Consider the following 14,892-nt stretch of genomic DNA (forward strand, 5'->3'; position numbering starts at 1 on the left):
GCGCGAACGGAGGCAACAGGTGACCGGCAGATTCGAGGACAGGACCGCACTCGTGGTGGGCGCCTCGCGGGGGATCGGCTTCGCCGCGGCCAGGAGCATCGCCGAGGAGGGCGGCGCGGTGGCGATCACGGGCCGGGACGAGCACAGCCTCTCCGAGGCGGCCCGGAACATCTCGGCCGCCAGCGGTGCGACAGTGACACCGATACCTGGACACGCCAGAAGAGCCGAACAGCGCCGGAGCACGGTCGAGCGGGCCGTGGAATCCCTCGGGCGGCTGGACGTGCTCGTCTACGCGGCGGCCTCCAACATCTCGAAGAACACTTCCGTCCTGGAGCTCGATCCGGAGCTCCTGCACAAGGATTTCGACCTGAACGTCGTGGCGGCGCTCGAGTACACGAAGCTGGCCTACGAGCGGGGAATGGCCGACGGCGGCGGATCGGTGGTACTGCTCAGCTCGCTCGCCGCCCACACCAACGTCCGCCTGCCCGCCTATTCGATGACCAAGAGCGCCCTGGAGTCGCTGTGCCGCGGCATGGCCGACCAACTCGCGCCGGATGTCCGGGTCAACAGCGTCGCACCGGCCTTCGTGGAAACGAGCTTCTCCGGAACGATTCAAGATCTTCCGAAGGAGCGGATCAATGCCTCCTACCCCATGGGACACGAAGGAACCCCTGAAGAAGTAGCGGCAGCCATAACTTTCCTGGCCTCGGACGAGGCGAGATGGATCACCGGAACCACCGTGTTCGTGGACGGCGGCAAGTCCGCACAACCCGCCCGCCACGACACACCACACCCCAGGATCGGAGATCCCATTCACTGATAACCGGGAGTGGGGACCACCACCGGGGAGCGGTGGCCCCTCCCCTCAAAATCGCCCCACTGGGCCAGCACGGTGACGGTGCCCGGGTCGATCTCGGTGAATCCCGCGTCCCGGACGGCCGCGATCCCCCGCTCCCGCCACGCACCGGCCGGATCCCGCCCGGGAAGCAGCTCGTTCCACCGCGCCACCCCGGGAGTGCGCACGGCACAGCGGAAGCCGTGCCCCTTCCAGTCGCGGAGGTGCCGCTCGGCCGTGGCTCCCCGCTCGCCTCCGGAGCACGCGTCCCCGTGCAGCAGGGCCGCCAGGATCATCGTCGCGTGCCCCACCTGGGCGGCCGCCTTCCCGGCGCTCATGTCGACCTCGGGATTCAGCCACAGCACGGGAGCACCGGAGGGAGCGGGGCCCGGCTCGTCCGGGGGAAGTTCGCTGCCGGAGATCTGCAACCTGGTCAGCTCACGCGGCATCTCGGAGAGCCGGGTGGGCAGCAGCGCACGCACCTCGGCCCCGCCGACGGAGAAGGTGACGCCCGGCAGTTCCAGCACGGCGCGCCAGTGGGAGCCGCGCGCGCGTCGGGTGACCTTGCGGATTCGTCCGCTCACCCACTCGGAAACCGCCTGGTGCCAGGGGCCTCCCGCGGAACCGCGCTCGTCCAGGCACAACGCCACCGCCGCCGAGGCGGCCGCCTCGAGCAGCTCGGTACGAGCCGGTGGTGCGCCGCGTTCGATGCGCAGCACCACCGGCATCAGCACCACGTCCTCGGGATCCTCGTCCGAGGTGTCGGCTGTCGAATGATCCGGCAAGGACAGCCACGAGGCGTAACGATCGGTCAGCGGCCGGAGAACGGCGGCGGGATCACTCACGAGACCGATTGTCCCGCGCGCACCACGCACACCCCACTCGGGAATGCGGGTACTCACACCCACCCTGCCCACCGGCACCCCAGGCCTCGGCCAGGAACTCCCGGCAGAAGGGCACTGTCCGAACCAGGTGCTCTGAGCCTGCGCAGTCGGCACCGCCGAACATGGACTAAGCCGGAAGGGCGACCTCGGCTCGCTCCCGCACCCTGACGTTGCCCAGCCACGCGACCAGCAGCGAAACCGCGGCTACGCCCACGGCCATCGCGATCAGGTGCAACAGCACCCCGTCCACACCGCCGACCATCTCCGGCCGCAGGAAGGGGTACGGAAACCACCCGGTCACCGCACCCCGCACCAACGCGTAGGTCACGTACACCAGCGGGACGGTCAACCACACCACCGCACGACCGTAAGCGACACGCGCACGCGGCCGGACCAGCAGCCAGTCGACCAGCATCACGAGCGGGATCACCCGGTGCATCACCGTGTTCACCCAGGGCAACGTCAGCCCGAGATCCCCGTCGTCGAGCAGCAGCGCGAACACGACCCCCGTGGTCGCCATGTAGACGGTCATGCCTCCGCGCAGCCACTCCAGAACGGCACGGCTACCTCGGCCGGGCGCGGCCCCGAGCCGGAACAACAGCAGTCCGGCGGCTATGTTGCTGAGAATCGTGAAGTAGCTGAAGAAGTTCACCGGCGAGAAGTCGGCAAGCCCCACTTCGGCGAGGAACTGCCTTCCGATGGCGACGACCGCCAGAGTTCCGAGCAGCATCCGCGCCAGGCGCACGACCCGCGCCCCGCTGGACAGCATGTACCAGCCACCTCACGTTTCCAGCGGCACACGCGCGACGAACCCGTCCTCCGCGTCGGCGGCCTCGACCTCGGCTCTGGTCACGCCCAGGACGAACAGCACCGCGTCCAGGAAGGGGTGCGACAGCGCGGTGTCCGCTATCTCCCGCAGCGCGGGCTTGGCGTTGAACGCCACACCCAGCCCGGCCGTAGCGAGCATGTCCATGTCGTTGGCCCCGTCCCCGACCGCGACGCACTGCGAGAGCGGAACGTCGTAGGACTCGGCGAAGCGCCGCAGCGCACGCGCCTTGCCCCCGCGGTCGACGATCTCACCGACGACACGGCCCGTGAGTTTACCGTCGACGACTTCGAGGTCGTTGGCCGCACTGAAGTCGAGACCGAGATCGTCGACCAGGTGGTCGATGATCCTGGTGAAACCTCCGGAGACGACACCGGTGTGGTAACCGAGCCGCCGCAGCGTGCGCACCGTGGTCCTGGCTCCCGGGGTCAGCTGGAGTTCCGCGCCCACCTCGTCCAGCACCGACGCGGGCAGCCCCTCCAACACGGCCACCCTGCGGCGCAGGGACTCGGCGAAGTCGACCTCCCCGCGCATGGCCTGCTCGGTGACCCTCCGGACCTCCTCCTCGCGTCCCGCCTTCGCCGCGAGCATCTCGATGACCTCGCCCTGGACCAGGGTCGAGTCGACATCGAACACGACCAGCCTCTTGGCCCTGCGGGACAGCCCGGTGCGCTCCACCGCGACGTCGACCCCGCTGCCCTCGGACAGCTGGGCCATCTCGGCGGTGAGCAGCTCGTCGGTGTGCTCACCGGTCTCCGCTGCCGTCACGTGCAGCTGGAGGCCGGTGACCGGGTAGTCGGCCACACGCTGGATGGAATCGATGTTGACGTCGGTCTCGGCCAGCTTGCGGGCGACCTCCGAGAAGCTGCGCGCGGTGACGGGCTGCCCCAGCACGGTCACCACGTGGGTCGAGCCGAGTTTGTCGGCCTGACCGTCCTCCGCGTCGATGTCGACCTCGACCGACATCCCGACGGTCGCCATGGCCTGCTCGACCGATTCCTGCAGCTGCTCGGGGTCGTACTCGGTGGAGACGAGCACCCCGAGCACCAGTCGCCCGCGGATCACGACCTGCTCGACATCGAGCACGTCCACCCCGTGCCTGGTCAGTGCCGCGAACAACACCGAGGTGACGCCCGGTCTGTCCGCTCCGGTAACGGTCATCAGCACGGTGGTGGGATTCGACGTGGTCACGACTGACGGCACTCCCTCGATATTCGGCTACGGTCCACCCTACGGGGTTCGGAAAACAGCTTCCGAACAACAAGAGCCCCGGACCGGTCGGACGGCCGACCGGCCGGGGCTCCCCGTCGAGCGGTTTTACCGTGACACACCCGTGAAGGGGGTCGTTAGGTCGAATATCACTTCTCGTCGAGCTTGCGCTCCTCGGAAACGCCGCTCTCCTGCGCGGACTCGCCGGAAGCCCCCGCGTGCGCCAGCGGCTTCCCGGAGAACCCGACGTGGTTCTCCAGCCTCATCCGGTCACTCATGTGCGGATAGTGCAACTCGAAGGCCGGACGCTCGGAGCGGATTCGCGGCAGCTCGGTGAAGTTGTGCCGCGGGGGCGGGCAGGAGGTGGCCCACTCCAGCGAGTTCCCGTAGCCCCACGGGTCGTCCACATCGGCGATCTCACCGTAGCGGTAGCTCTTGAACACGTTCCACAGGAACGGAAGCATCGAGGCGCCGAGCAGGAACGCCCCCGCGGTGGAGATCATGTTGAGCGTGGTGAACCCGTCCGTCGGCAGGTAGTCGGCGTACCGCCGCGGCATCCCCTCGTTGCCCAGCCAGTGCTGCACCAGGAACGTGGTGTGGAAGCCGATGAAGGTCAGCCAGAAGTGCACCTTGCCCAGCCGCTCGTCCATCATCCGGCCGGTCATCTTGGGGAACCAGAAGTAGATCCCGGCGAAGGTGGCGAACACGATCGTGCCGTAGAGCACGTAGTGGAAGTGCGCCACCACGAAGTAGGTGTCCGAGACGTGGAAGTCGATCGGCGGGGCGGCGAGCAGCACCCCGGTCAGCCCGCCGAACAGGAAGGTCACCAGGAACCCGACGGAGAAGATCATCGGGGACTCGAAGGTGATCTGGCCGCGCCACATGGTGCCGATCCAGTTGAAGAACTTCATACCGGTGGGCACGGCGATCAGGAAAGTGGTGAAGGCGAAGAACGGGAGCAGCACCGCACCGGTCGCGTACATGTGGTGGGCCCAGACCACCACCGAGAGCGCGGCGATGCCGAGGGTTGCGTAGATGAGGCCGGTGTAGCCGAACAGCGGCTTGCGGGAGAACACCGGGAAGATCTCGGTGACGATGCCGAAGAACGGCAGCGCGACGATGTAGACCTCCGGGTGGCCGAAGAACCAGAACAGGTGCTGCCAGAGGATCACACCGCCGTTGGCCGGGTCGAAGACGTGCGCACCGAACTGCCGGTCGGCCAGCAGTCCCATCAGCGCGGCGGTGAGGATGGGGAAGGCCATCAGGATCAGCACGCTGGTGACCAGGATGTTCCAGGTGAAGATCGGCATCCGCCACATGGTCATGCCCGGCGCGCGCATGCAGACGACGGTGGTCACCATGTTGACACCGCCGAGGATCGTGCCGAGGCCGGAGACGACCAGGCCGGAGATCCACAGGTCCGCGCCGATTCCCGGGGAGTTGATCGCGTCGGACAGCGGTGTGTAGGCGAACCAGCCGAAGTCGGCGGCGCCACCGGGAGCGAGGAATCCGCTCACCACGGTCAGCCCGCCGAACAGGTAAAGCCAGTAGGAGAACGAGTTCAACCGCGGAAAGGCCACGTCGGGGGCGCCGATCTGCAGCGGCAGGATGTAGTTGGCGAAACCGAACAGGATCGGGGTCGCGTACAGCAGCAGCATGATCGTGCCGTGCATGGTGAACAGCTGGTTGTACTGCTCCTGCGACAGGAACTGCATCCCCGGCACCGCGAGCTCACCACGGATCAGCATGGCCATCAGACCGCCGACCAGGAAGAAACCCATCGAGGTGACTAGGTAGAGAATGCCGAGCTGCTTGGGATCGGTGGTGCGCAGCAGCCCCAGCAGTGTGGATCCCTTGGACGTCTTTCGCACCGGATAGGGGCGCGAAGTGATCGGCTCTGGCGCGACGGCCGTCACGGTGCCTCCTGCACTGCCTCGAAGACGTTGTCGGCCCCGACCACGGGACCGCCCGGCCCGTCCGGGCCGGCTAACCCTGATGACAGCGCCGCAACCGGCGTCGGTGAGCTTGGCCTGCCGGTGCTCGGTTGGGTTACTGCCATCTGCGGATATTAGCTCTGACCCTCAACTCCGCTGCGTCCGGGCCGTAGTCACCCTATTCATCGACTTCTCCCGAAGCACCCGAGCTGAGATCCATCCAACACACGAGGACGGCTCCGCTCCGCGTCCGCTCCGCGCGCGGGGGCGCCCCGGTCCACTTCGACCGGTGTTGCCGGAGGGCCCCGCACGGATCCGCCCGGGCTCATCCGTGCTCACTTCTCGCGCACCTTCCTCCCCTGTTCACGGGGTCGCTGTCCACCACAGCCCCCTCCGGGGCGCGGGGTGTACACGCCCGAGGGCCCACCACCTACGCGACTCGTCCCGAAAGGACCCCTTAAGCTGACGGTGGACCACCCGCGCGGGTGGAACGGAACTTCAGCGGTACGAAGGGCTCCGCAGGCGTGTCGACGTGCCCGGCACTCGGCTCGCCCGGGGTGGATCAGCATGTCCGGAGGCGAAGCTACGGTGCGCAAAAGCACGATCATCGGCATCCTGGGGGCCGCTGCGGTCCTGGCACTGACCGGCTGCTCGCCGAACTACGAGCAGGCCAGCGAGCAGAAGCCCGCAGCGGGAACCCCACCGCCGGCGAGCGCGATCGCCCCCGCGGAGACTCCCGCCGAGGGTGCCGAGACGGCAAACGTCAACACTGACCTGGAGTTCGCCCAGCAGATGGTGGCCCATCACCGGGCCGAGCAGCAGCTGCTCGAGGTCGCGCTGAACAACGCCAGCCGGCAGAACGTGACGGATCTCGCCGAGCAGCTCGAACAGCAGCACGGCGAGAACGTCGAACAGCTCGAGAGCTGGCTGTCCGAGCACGGTGAGGGCGAGGTCACGGCCGAGGACCTCGAAGCGGGACAGAACTCGCAGATGCCGAGCGCCGACGTCTCCGGGGAGGTCACCGAGCTGGAGGAGGCGCAGCGGGGCCAGTTCCCGGGGCTGTGGGTCAAGGCCATGATCGAGCACCACGAATCGGTCGTGGAGATGACCGAGACCGAACTCGACCAGGGGTCGGACGAACAGGTGAAGTCGATCGCGCAGCGGATCCTCGACTCCAGGCAGGAGGAGCTGGACGAGTTGAAGCAGCTGCGCGAGCAGCTCTGAGACGAGCCTGCCGTCTCGGCTCTCGTGAGTGGTCGCTCGGCGGAGCCTCCCGCGGGACCTCGCTCCGGGAGGCCCGACGTCGGGCGGCTGACGGGCGCCGACCTGCGCCCGCCCCGCACGGAGGTGTTCATCCCGGGCGGGTACCGCCTAGAGTACCCGCCCGGCAATCCTTGGACCGACCTGTTCGGGTGACACGATGCGGCAGAATCTCGTCTTCGACGCCGATGACACGCTGTGGGAGAACAACGTCCTGTTCGAGCGCGCCGTGGAGTCGTTCATCGACCACCTGGCCCATCCGCGTCTTTCGCGGGAGCAGGTACGTTCCAGGCTGGACGAGGTGGAGAAGGTCAACTGCCGGATCCACGGTTACGGAGTGGACAGCTTCGAACGCAGTCTCGCCGAGTGCCTGGCCGAGCTCCGCGACGGTCGCGGCGTCACGGATTCCGACCTGGCCGAGCTGCGCAGCGCCTGCGCCCCCATCAGGGAGCAGCGGATCGAACTGATCGACGGGGTCGCGGAGACGCTCCGTGAGCTGTCCCGGCGGCACGAGCTGTACCTGCTCACCAAGGGTGATCGGACCGAGCAGACCGGCAAGATCGAGGCCTCCGGGCTGAGCGGCCTGTTCACCGACGTCGAGATCGTCGCAGAGAAGGCCCCGGAAACGTACGAGTGGTTCGTCGCCGAACGGGCGCTGGATCCCTCCCGCACCTGGATGATCGGAAACTCTCCCGGCTCGGACGTCTGGCCCGCGCTGAACGCGGGGCTGAACGCGGTGCTCGTCCCGCACCCGCAGACCTGGTCGTTGGAGATGCGTGATCTTCCCGGGCAGCGGGAGGACTTCCGCGAGATCGGGTTGTTCCACGAGCTCGGCGAGCACTTCTGATCGGCCTTCCTCCCCTCCAGCGGAACGCCGCTCTCCGCGTGGCCACGTCCCGGGCAGGCCATCCCTTCGGCTCGATCCTCTTTACTTTACGGCTCAGTAACCTACTATGGGTAACTTAGCCGGTCCGCTTTCCGACCGGCCACCGCCGTAGCCAGCTCGCCGAGCCAGGGAGGCCCCATGCCCACGTCGATGTCGGGCAAAGTCGTTGCCATCACGGGTGCCGCACGCGGAATCGGCGCCCAAACCGCGCGGGAACTCGCCCGCAGGGGCGCGCTGATCTCGCTCATCGGTCTGGAGCCCGCGGAGCTCGCCGCCGTGGCCGCCGAGCTCGGCACCGGCCACGTGTGGTTCGAAGCCGACGTGACCGACGCCGACTCGATAGGCGCCGCGCTCGACGAGACGGCACGGCAACTGGGCGGCATCGACGTCGTGGTCGCCAACGCGGGCGTCGCACCGTTCGGCACGGTCCGCCACCACGACCCCAGGGCCTTCACCAAAACCGTCGACGTGAACCTCAACGGGGCTTTCCACACCGCACGCGCGGGACTTCCGCACCTCGTGGAACGACGCGGCTACCTGCTGGTGGTCTCCTCGCTGTCCGCCTTCGCCCCGATAGGAGGCATGGCGGCCTACACCGCGAGCAAGGCCGGCTCCGAAGCACTGGCCAGCGCGCTGAGCTCCGAGATGGGCCACCTCGGGGTGGACGTCGGCAGCGCGCACCCCTCCTGGATCGACACCGACCTCGTCCGCGACGCCTCAGCGGACCTGCCGAGTTTCCGGGCTATGCGCGCGAAACTACCGTGGCCGATGCACTCGACCACCACGGTGGAGGACTGCGCGCGGGCGATCACCGCGGGCATCGAACGACGCGCCCGGCGCATCTACGTGCCGAGGTCGGTCATGCTGATGCACTGGCTGCGCAACCTGCCCGCTTCCCGGCTGGTGGAACGCCTGATGAAACCCACCGTGCGCAGGCTGATGCCGCAGATGGAGTCCGAGGTGGCCGGACTGGGACGCGGTTTCAGCACGCGGAACCAGAAACTGCAGTCCGGGGACTGATCGAGGTCCTCCGGTCCCCCTGTCGTGGGCGGTCGCTGTGCGGAACCCCCGCCTGCACGTGAGGCGGATTCCCGGGTCCGGGCAGCGGTGTTCGCACGGACGGGGCGCGCTACCCGGAACACCGGGAACGTCTCGCGCGAAACCGTCACTCCGGACCCGTTCCGGAGAACACGTCTCGCGCGAGACGTTCCGAGGCAGGCGCACCCCGTCCGGAGCGCACCCGAACGGATCACTCCTTCTTCCGGCGGAAGAATCGCAGGATCGGGTCGTAGCGGCGATCGGCCACGCGCTCCTTGAGCGGAATCAGCGCGTTGTCGGTGATCCGGATGTGTTCCGGGCACACGTCGGTGCAGCACTTCGTGATGTTGCACATCCCGAGCCCGTGCTCCCCGCGGGACTCCTCCGGGCGGTCCCCGCCCCGTTCCGCGTAGTCGTCGAGCGGGTGCATCTCGAGCTCGGCCACCCGCATCAGAAAGCGCGGACCGGAGAAGGCCTCCTTGTTCTCCGCGTGGTCCCGGATCACGTGACAGGTGTCCTGGCACAGGAAGCACTCGATGCACTTGCGGAACTCCTGGGAGCGCTCCACGTCCCGCTGCTGCATCCGGTACTCACCTGGTTCCAGCCCCTCCGGAGGTGTGAAAGCGGGCACCTCGCGCGCCTTCACGTAGTTGTACGAGACGTCGCACACGAGGTCCTTGATCACCGGAAAGGTGCGCATCGGGGTGACGGTGACGACCTCGTCGGGGTCGAACAGCGACATCCTCGTCATGCAGGTGAGCCTGGGCCTGCCGTTCACCTCGGCGGAGCACGATCCGCACTTGCCCGCCTTGCAGTTCCACCGCACGGCGAGGTCCGGGCACCGGGTGGCCTGCAGCCGGTGCAGCAGGTCGAGGACCACTTCCCCCTCCTCCGCCTCGACCTCGTAGTCCCGCAGCTCACCCGATTCGGAGTCCCCGCGCCACACTCGCAGGCGCGCCTGGTATCCCATCGCCGATCCCTTCCACACAGCCGTTCACAGCGGTTTCCGCGCCGGCTCTCCCCGGCCTCGTCACTCCGTTCGGGAGGCCGTCTCCTCCACGGCCAGCTCCTCCGCGGTGAAGTACTTCTCCAGCTCCTCACGGGAGAACAACCGCATCAGGTCCGCGCGCATCGGCTCCTGCTCCTGCTCGGAGACCTCCACCGCGCCGTCACGCAGGACGCAGCCCAGCAACCTGCTGCGCCAGTTGGGGTCCATGCGCGGGTGGTCGTCCCGGGTGTGCCCACCCCGGCTCTCGGTCCGCCGCAGGGCCGCGGCGGCCACGCACTCGCCGACCAGCAGCATGTTGCGCACGTCCAGCACCAGGTGCCATCCGGGGTTGAACTGGCGATTGCCCTCCGGCACGGCCAGCCTTCCGGCACGCTGCCCGATCTCGGCGATCTGCTCCAGCGCCGAGCACATCTCCTCCCCGTCCCGGATGATGCCGACCAGCCGGTTCATCACCTGCTGCAGTTCGGACTGCATCGCGTACGGGTTCTCCGCACCGCGCGCGTCGGCGACTTCGAAGGGCGCCAGCGCCGCACCGACGGCTTCGTCCACATCGGCCGGGTCCACTTCGGGGCGCCGCTCCAGCCCGGACACGTAGTCGGCGGCCCCGGCACCCGCGCGTTTCCCGAAGACCAGCAGATCGGACAGGGAGTTGCCCCCGAGCCTGTTCGACCCGTGCATCCCGCCGGCCACCTCGCCCGCGGCGAACAGCCCCGGTACCGCGGAGGCGGCCGAGTCCGGATCCACCTCGACCCCGCCCATCACGTAGTGGCAGGTGGGGCCCACTTCCATGCTCTGGGAGGTTATGTCCACATCGGCCAGCTCCTTGAACTGGTGGTGCATGGAGGGCAGCCTGCGCATGATCTCCTCGGTGGAGAGCCTGCCCGCGACGTCCAGGTACACTCCCCCGTGCGGGCTGCCCCTGCCCTCCTTGACCTCGTTGTTGATCGCACGTGCCACCTCGTCGCGCGGCAGCAGCTCGGGGGGCCTGCGGTTGTTGTCCGGGTCCGAGTACCAGCGGTCGGCCTCCTCCGGCCCGTCCGCGTAGGACGCCTTGAACACCTCGGGCACGTAGTCGAACATGAACCGGCGTCCCGCAGAGTCCCGCAGCACTCCGCCGTCCCCGCGCACGGACTCGGTGACCAGGATCCCCTTCACGCTGGGCGGCCAGACCATCCCAGTGGGGTGGAACTGCACGAACTCCATGTTGATCAGCCGAGCCCCCGCGCGCAGTGCCAGGGCGTGTCCGTCCCCGGTGTACTCCCACGAGTTCGAGGTGACCTTGAAGGACTTGCCTATGCCACCGGTGGCCAGCACCACGGATGGAGCCGTCAGGCGCACGAACCTCCCGTTCTCCCGCCAGTAGCCGACCGCCCCGGCCATCCGGTCACCGTCGCGGAGCAGGTCGGTGACCGTGAACTCGGCGAACACCCGCAGTCCCGCCTCGTAGGACCCGTGCTCGGCCCGGTCCCGCTGCTGCAGCGACACGACCTTCTGCTGCAGGGTGCGGATCAGTTCCAGCCCGGTCCGGTCCCCGACGTGAGCCAGCCTCGGGTACTCGTGCCCGCCGAAGTTGCGCTGGCTGATCTTCCCCTCCGGGGTGCGGTCGAACAGCGCTCCGTAGGTCTCCAGCTCCCACACCCGCCGGGGCGCCTCGGTGGCGTGCAGCTCGGCCATCCTCCAGTTGTTCAGGAACTTGCCCCCGCGCATCGTGTCGCGGAAGTGCACCCGCCAGTCGTCCCCGGAGTTGACGTTGCCCATGGCGGCCGCGATACCGCCCTCTGCCATGACGGTGTGCGCCTTGCCGAACAGCGACTTGCACAGTATCGCCGTCCGCATTCCTCGCGAACGTGCCTCGATCGCGGCACGCAGTCCCGCCCCGCCCGCTCCGATCACGATCACGTCGTACTCGTGGGTCTCGATTTCGGCCATGTGCTGTGCGGTTCCTCCTCGTAACCGGCGGCGAATCAGTTGATCAGGCGCGGGTCGGGGAACGCCCCGGCCGCGACGAGCATCACGTACAGGTCCACCAGCGCCACCGAGACCAGGGACGCCCAGGCGAGTGACATGTGCCTGCCGTTCAGACCACTGACCCAGGTCCACATGCGGTACCGCACGGGATGCTTGGAGAAGTGATTGATCCGTCCACCGATCAGATGCCTGCAGGAATGGCAGGAGAGGGTGTAGGCCCAGAGCAGCACCACGTTGACCACCATGAGCAGGGTTCCGAGGCCGATGCCGAACCCTCCGTTCACGCCCTGGAAGGCGAGCACGGTGTCGTAGGTGAGCACCGCGGCGACCAGCAACGCGGTGTAGAAGAAGTAGCGGTGGGAGTTCTGCAGGATCAGCGGAAAGCGGCTCTCACCGGTGTAGCGCCGATGTGGCTCGGTCACCGCACACGCGGGAGGGGCCGCCCAGAACGCCCTGTAATAGGCCTTGCGGTAGTAGTAGCAGGTCAGCCGGAAGCCGAGCACGAAAGGCAGCACGAACACCGGCGGCGGGACCCACGGGGCCAGATCGGGGAAGGGCGTTCCGAGGTGGCTCGCCCCCGGAACGCACGCCTCGCTGAGGCAGGGGGAGAAGAACGGGGCGAGGTAGTGCTGATCGGGAGCCCAGTACCACTGGTTCATGAAGGTGCGCACCAGGCCGTAGATCACGAAGGCGGACAGCCCCAGGGCGGTCCCCAGGGGCGGCAACCACCACCGATCGGTTCGCAGGGTCCGGGCGCGGCGTTGACCGGATGTGGTTGTGGGAGCGGACATGCTCGACCTCTGGGGATTGCGGGTGGACTGATCGATCGGGGAGTCGTGCGCACTGGTGCTCTCGGGGCGGGTCGTTGGTCGGTTCTGGGACTTCCTCCGGCGCGGCAGCGCAGAAACACACCACCCGAGCGCCCGCGGCGGGGAGAGCGGAAAACCTCAATCAGTCGTCGCGCGGTGATTGGCCCCCCACGCCCTCGTCGTCGACCCCGCGCCACCAGGAGGGGTCGTAGGGGGTGTCCGGAACCTCGACGATCTCGTTCTCGGCCTGCCCGCGCCGGCCCCCCGCGGTTCCGGGGGGAGCCGGCGACCGGGGCCCGGAACGCTGCCGTGGCGCTCCCGGGGCGGTCGTGGACAGCTCGGAAACGTCGATCTCGAGTCTTTGGAAGTCGTTCTCGATGCGCCGCACCACGGGGATGTCCCCGTAGCGCGCGTACAGCCCGTCGACACCGGTGCGCAGCTGGGACAGCGCCCGCAACACCTCACCCAGTTCAGTCGTCGAGGACATCTCCGACACCCCTTCAGCGTTCCGGCCCGTTCACAGCACGACTCTGCACCCGACAAGCATAAGTGGCAAGAGACACATGTGATGAACGGCTCACCGCGCGCGTCCGGAACGCACGGACCCTCACCCCGCGAAGAGGTGCCGGACGAAGGTGACCAACGACTGGAAGACGAAGGAGACGCTGTCGAACAACACCGTCGCGCCCTGGCGAGCGATCCCGGCCGCGCCGACAGGGTCACGCACCACCAGGTAGCCGACGGCTATGCCCGCGAACGCCACCAGAATGAGCACACTCTTACGGTCCACTCCCGACCTCCGCGTCCCGAACGGCCGCAAATCGAGGACCACCATCGCACGATCAGCCCATACGCAGGAGGCGACAGCGCCGGAACGGCACCGATTCGTGCGACGAGCGGAACGGATCCCGGAACCGTCCGGAGCCCGTCCGCTCCCGGAAGGGACGAGCCGGCCCGCTGTTCTCGTGTTCCGGCCGGCGCGGGGGGACACTCGCGCTTGGAACGATCACGCGGCAGATGTGGAGCCTTCGAATGCGACAACGCGCGCTGGGAAGCCAGGGCCTGCGGGTCACCGTGCAGGGGCTCGGGTGCATGGGCATGAGCTTCGCCTACACGGGAGGTGACGACGAGGAGTCCCTCGCGACCATCCGCCGAGCGCTCGACCTCGGGGTGAACTTCCTCGACACGGCCGATGTGTACGGCCCCTGGACCAACGAGCGCCTCATCGGGCGGGCCCTGGCCGGGCGCAGGGACGAAGTGGTGCTGGCGAGCAAGTTCGGCAACGAGGTCGACGAGGAGGGCAACCTCGTGGGCAGGGTCAACGGCAGGCCCGAGTACCTGCGCACCGCCGTGGACGGTTCGCTGCGCAGGCTCGGGGTCGACCACATCGACCTGTACTACCAGCACCGGGTCGATCCCGAGGTGCCGGTAGCCGAGACCTGGGGAGCGCTGTCCGACCTCGTGCGGGAGGGCAAGGTGCGCTACCTCGGTATTTCCGAGGCCGCTCCCGAGTCCATCCGCGAAGCCCACGCGACCCATCCCGTCAGCGCCGTGCAGACCGAGTACTCGCTGTTCAGCAGGGATCCCGAGGACAACGGAGTGCTGGACACCTGCCGCGAGCTGGGCATCGGCTTCGTGGCCTACTCCCCGCTGGGGCGGGGTTTCCTCTCCGGGAGGATCCGTTCGGTCGAGGACCTCCCCGCCGACGACTACCGGCGCGGTACCCCGCGTTTCCGGGGCGAGAACTTCCGGCGCAACCTGGACGTGGTCGATCGGGTGCACGAACTGGCCGGTCGGAAGGGCGTTTCGGCCTCCCAGCTCGCCCTGGCCTGGGTACAGGCCCGGGGAGAGGACATCGTGACCATCCCCGGCACCAAGCGCCGGGAGCACCTGGAGGAGAACGTGGGCGCCACGGACGTGGCACTCACCGAGGAGGACCTCGAGAGCATCGAGCGGGTCGCTCCGCGCGGGGTCGCGGCAGGCGAACGCTACGACGAACGCGGGATGCGCAGCGTGCACGTCTGAGCGGCACGGCTTCGCGGCCGTCGGGGCGGCGCCACCGCCCGTTCCGGACCGCGGTGCCGCCTCGCCCTGCCCCGCGGGAGGCGGCACCACGATTCCAGTGCGCTCGTCCCGCCCCGCACCGTCCTGCCGCGACGCTCCCCTCCCCGGCGGGGCGGCCGGAGACCGGTGTTGACGAGCGGGCGGGGAATTGATCGCCTTGGTCCAGGTAC

14 protein-coding genes are annotated in these 14,892 nt (G+C 68.3%); 5 read left to right on the forward strand and 9 right to left on the reverse strand.

Features of this window, described 5'->3' with window-relative positions; genetic code table 11:
• Positions 1–19: 19 nt before the first annotated feature.
• A complete protein-coding gene (locus tag FHR84_RS16000) occupies positions 20–820 on the forward strand; it encodes an SDR family oxidoreductase (protein ID WP_179536344.1) in 801 nt (266 codons plus the stop codon).
• On the opposite strand, the gene FHR84_RS16005 is transcribed toward FHR84_RS16000, so the two are convergent.
• The 4 genes from FHR84_RS16005 to ctaD all read right to left on the reverse strand — a co-directional run bounded on the left by FHR84_RS16005 (position 814) and on the right by ctaD (position 5,670).
• Positions 814–1,680, reverse strand: a complete 867-nt coding sequence (locus FHR84_RS16005; RefSeq protein WP_343075303.1) for a peptidyl-tRNA hydrolase — start codon at positions 1,678–1,680, stop codon at positions 814–816. The two genes, FHR84_RS16000 and FHR84_RS16005, sit on opposite strands and share 7 nt — an antisense overlap.
• A gap of 166 nt (positions 1,681–1,846) precedes the next feature.
• Positions 1,847–2,488 (reverse strand): Pr6Pr family membrane protein, encoded by a 642-nt coding sequence (locus tag FHR84_RS16010; protein ID WP_179536345.1) that lies wholly within the window; start codon positions 2,486–2,488, stop codon positions 1,847–1,849.
• Between the two features lie 12 nt (positions 2,489–2,500).
• Entirely contained in the window at positions 2,501–3,736 is a 1,236-nt protein-coding gene (gene serB / locus FHR84_RS16015; protein ID WP_179536346.1) for a phosphoserine phosphatase SerB, read from the reverse strand.
• Between the two features lie 167 nt (positions 3,737–3,903).
• The gene (gene ctaD / locus FHR84_RS16020; protein WP_179536347.1) at positions 3,904–5,670 is read right to left on the reverse strand and encodes an aa3-type cytochrome oxidase subunit I; all 1,767 of its coding nucleotides are present in this window, start codon (positions 5,668–5,670) and stop codon (positions 3,904–3,906) included.
• A 585-nt stretch (positions 5,671–6,255) separates the two neighbouring features.
• On the opposite strand from ctaD, the gene FHR84_RS16025 reads away from it, so the two are divergent.
• From FHR84_RS16025 to FHR84_RS16035, 3 genes are all read left to right on the forward strand, one after another.
• Positions 6,256–6,912, forward strand: coding sequence for a DUF305 domain-containing protein (locus tag FHR84_RS16025; protein ID WP_179536348.1), 657 nt, complete (start codon positions 6,256–6,258; stop codon positions 6,910–6,912).
• Positions 6,913–7,108: 196 nt separating this feature from the next.
• Positions 7,109–7,795, forward strand: coding sequence for an HAD family hydrolase (locus tag FHR84_RS16030; protein WP_179536349.1), 687 nt, complete (start codon positions 7,109–7,111; stop codon positions 7,793–7,795).
• A 177-nt stretch (positions 7,796–7,972) separates the two neighbouring features.
• Entirely contained in the window at positions 7,973–8,854 is an 882-nt protein-coding gene (locus FHR84_RS16035; protein WP_179536350.1) for an SDR family oxidoreductase, read from the forward strand.
• A 229-nt stretch (positions 8,855–9,083) separates the two neighbouring features.
• Here FHR84_RS16035 and FHR84_RS16040 read toward each other — a convergent pair whose 3' ends face one another.
• From FHR84_RS16040 to FHR84_RS16060, 5 genes are all read right to left on the reverse strand, one after another.
• Complete coding sequence (locus FHR84_RS16040; protein WP_179536351.1) at positions 9,084–9,842, reverse strand: succinate dehydrogenase/fumarate reductase iron-sulfur subunit; 759 nt, start codon at positions 9,840–9,842, stop codon at positions 9,084–9,086.
• A 60-nt stretch (positions 9,843–9,902) separates the two neighbouring features.
• Positions 9,903–11,810 carry a fumarate reductase/succinate dehydrogenase flavoprotein subunit gene (locus FHR84_RS16045; RefSeq protein WP_179536352.1) on the reverse strand — a complete coding sequence of 636 codons (1,908 nt, stop codon included), beginning with the start codon at positions 11,808–11,810 and terminating at the stop codon, positions 9,903–9,905.
• Between the two features lie 35 nt (positions 11,811–11,845).
• Entirely contained in the window at positions 11,846–12,640 is a 795-nt protein-coding gene (locus FHR84_RS16050) for a hypothetical protein (RefSeq protein ID WP_179536353.1), read from the reverse strand.
• Between the two features lie 160 nt (positions 12,641–12,800).
• Complete coding sequence (locus FHR84_RS16055) at positions 12,801–13,145, reverse strand: thioesterase (protein ID WP_179536354.1); 345 nt, start codon at positions 13,143–13,145, stop codon at positions 12,801–12,803.
• Between the two features lie 120 nt (positions 13,146–13,265).
• Complete coding sequence (locus tag FHR84_RS16060) at positions 13,266–13,448, reverse strand: hypothetical protein (RefSeq protein ID WP_026152646.1); 183 nt, start codon at positions 13,446–13,448, stop codon at positions 13,266–13,268.
• A 242-nt stretch (positions 13,449–13,690) separates the two neighbouring features.
• On the opposite strand from FHR84_RS16060, the gene FHR84_RS16065 reads away from it, so the two are divergent.
• Complete coding sequence (locus FHR84_RS16065) at positions 13,691–14,683, forward strand: aldo/keto reductase (RefSeq protein WP_179536355.1); 993 nt, start codon at positions 13,691–13,693, stop codon at positions 14,681–14,683.
• Positions 14,684–14,892: the final 209 nt, after the last annotated feature.

Origin of the sequence: Actinopolyspora biskrensis (assembly GCF_013408175.1) — a bacterium.
In the GTDB taxonomy this organism is placed as follows: Bacteria; Actinomycetota; Actinomycetes; order Mycobacteriales; family Pseudonocardiaceae; genus Actinopolyspora; species Actinopolyspora biskrensis.

Excerpts from the sequence above, each read along its gene's own strand:
- FHR84_RS16040 (WP_179536351.1), bottom strand. The coding sequence starts at position 9,842 with ATGGGATACCAGGCGCGCCTGCGAGTGTGGCGCGGGGACTCCGAATCG.
- FHR84_RS16050 (WP_179536353.1), bottom strand. The coding sequence starts at position 12,640 with ATGTCCGCTCCCACAACCACATCCGGTCAACGCCGCGCCCGGACCCTG.
- FHR84_RS16035 (WP_179536350.1), top strand. The coding sequence starts at position 7,973 with ATGCCCACGTCGATGTCGGGCAAAGTCGTTGCCATCACGGGTGCCGCA.
- FHR84_RS16045 (WP_179536352.1), bottom strand. The coding sequence starts at position 11,810 with ATGGCCGAAATCGAGACCCACGAGTACGACGTGATCGTGATCGGAGCG.
- FHR84_RS16030 (WP_179536349.1), top strand. The coding sequence starts at position 7,109 with ATGCGGCAGAATCTCGTCTTCGACGCCGATGACACGCTGTGGGAGAAC.
- FHR84_RS16025 (WP_179536348.1), top strand. The coding sequence starts at position 6,256 with ATGTCCGGAGGCGAAGCTACGGTGCGCAAAAGCACGATCATCGGCATC.
- FHR84_RS16065 (WP_179536355.1), top strand. The coding sequence starts at position 13,691 with ATGCGACAACGCGCGCTGGGAAGCCAGGGCCTGCGGGTCACCGTGCAG.
- FHR84_RS16010 (WP_179536345.1), bottom strand. The coding sequence starts at position 2,488 with ATGCTGTCCAGCGGGGCGCGGGTCGTGCGCCTGGCGCGGATGCTGCTC.
- FHR84_RS16055 (WP_179536354.1), bottom strand. The coding sequence starts at position 13,145 with ATGTCCTCGACGACTGAACTGGGTGAGGTGTTGCGGGCGCTGTCCCAG.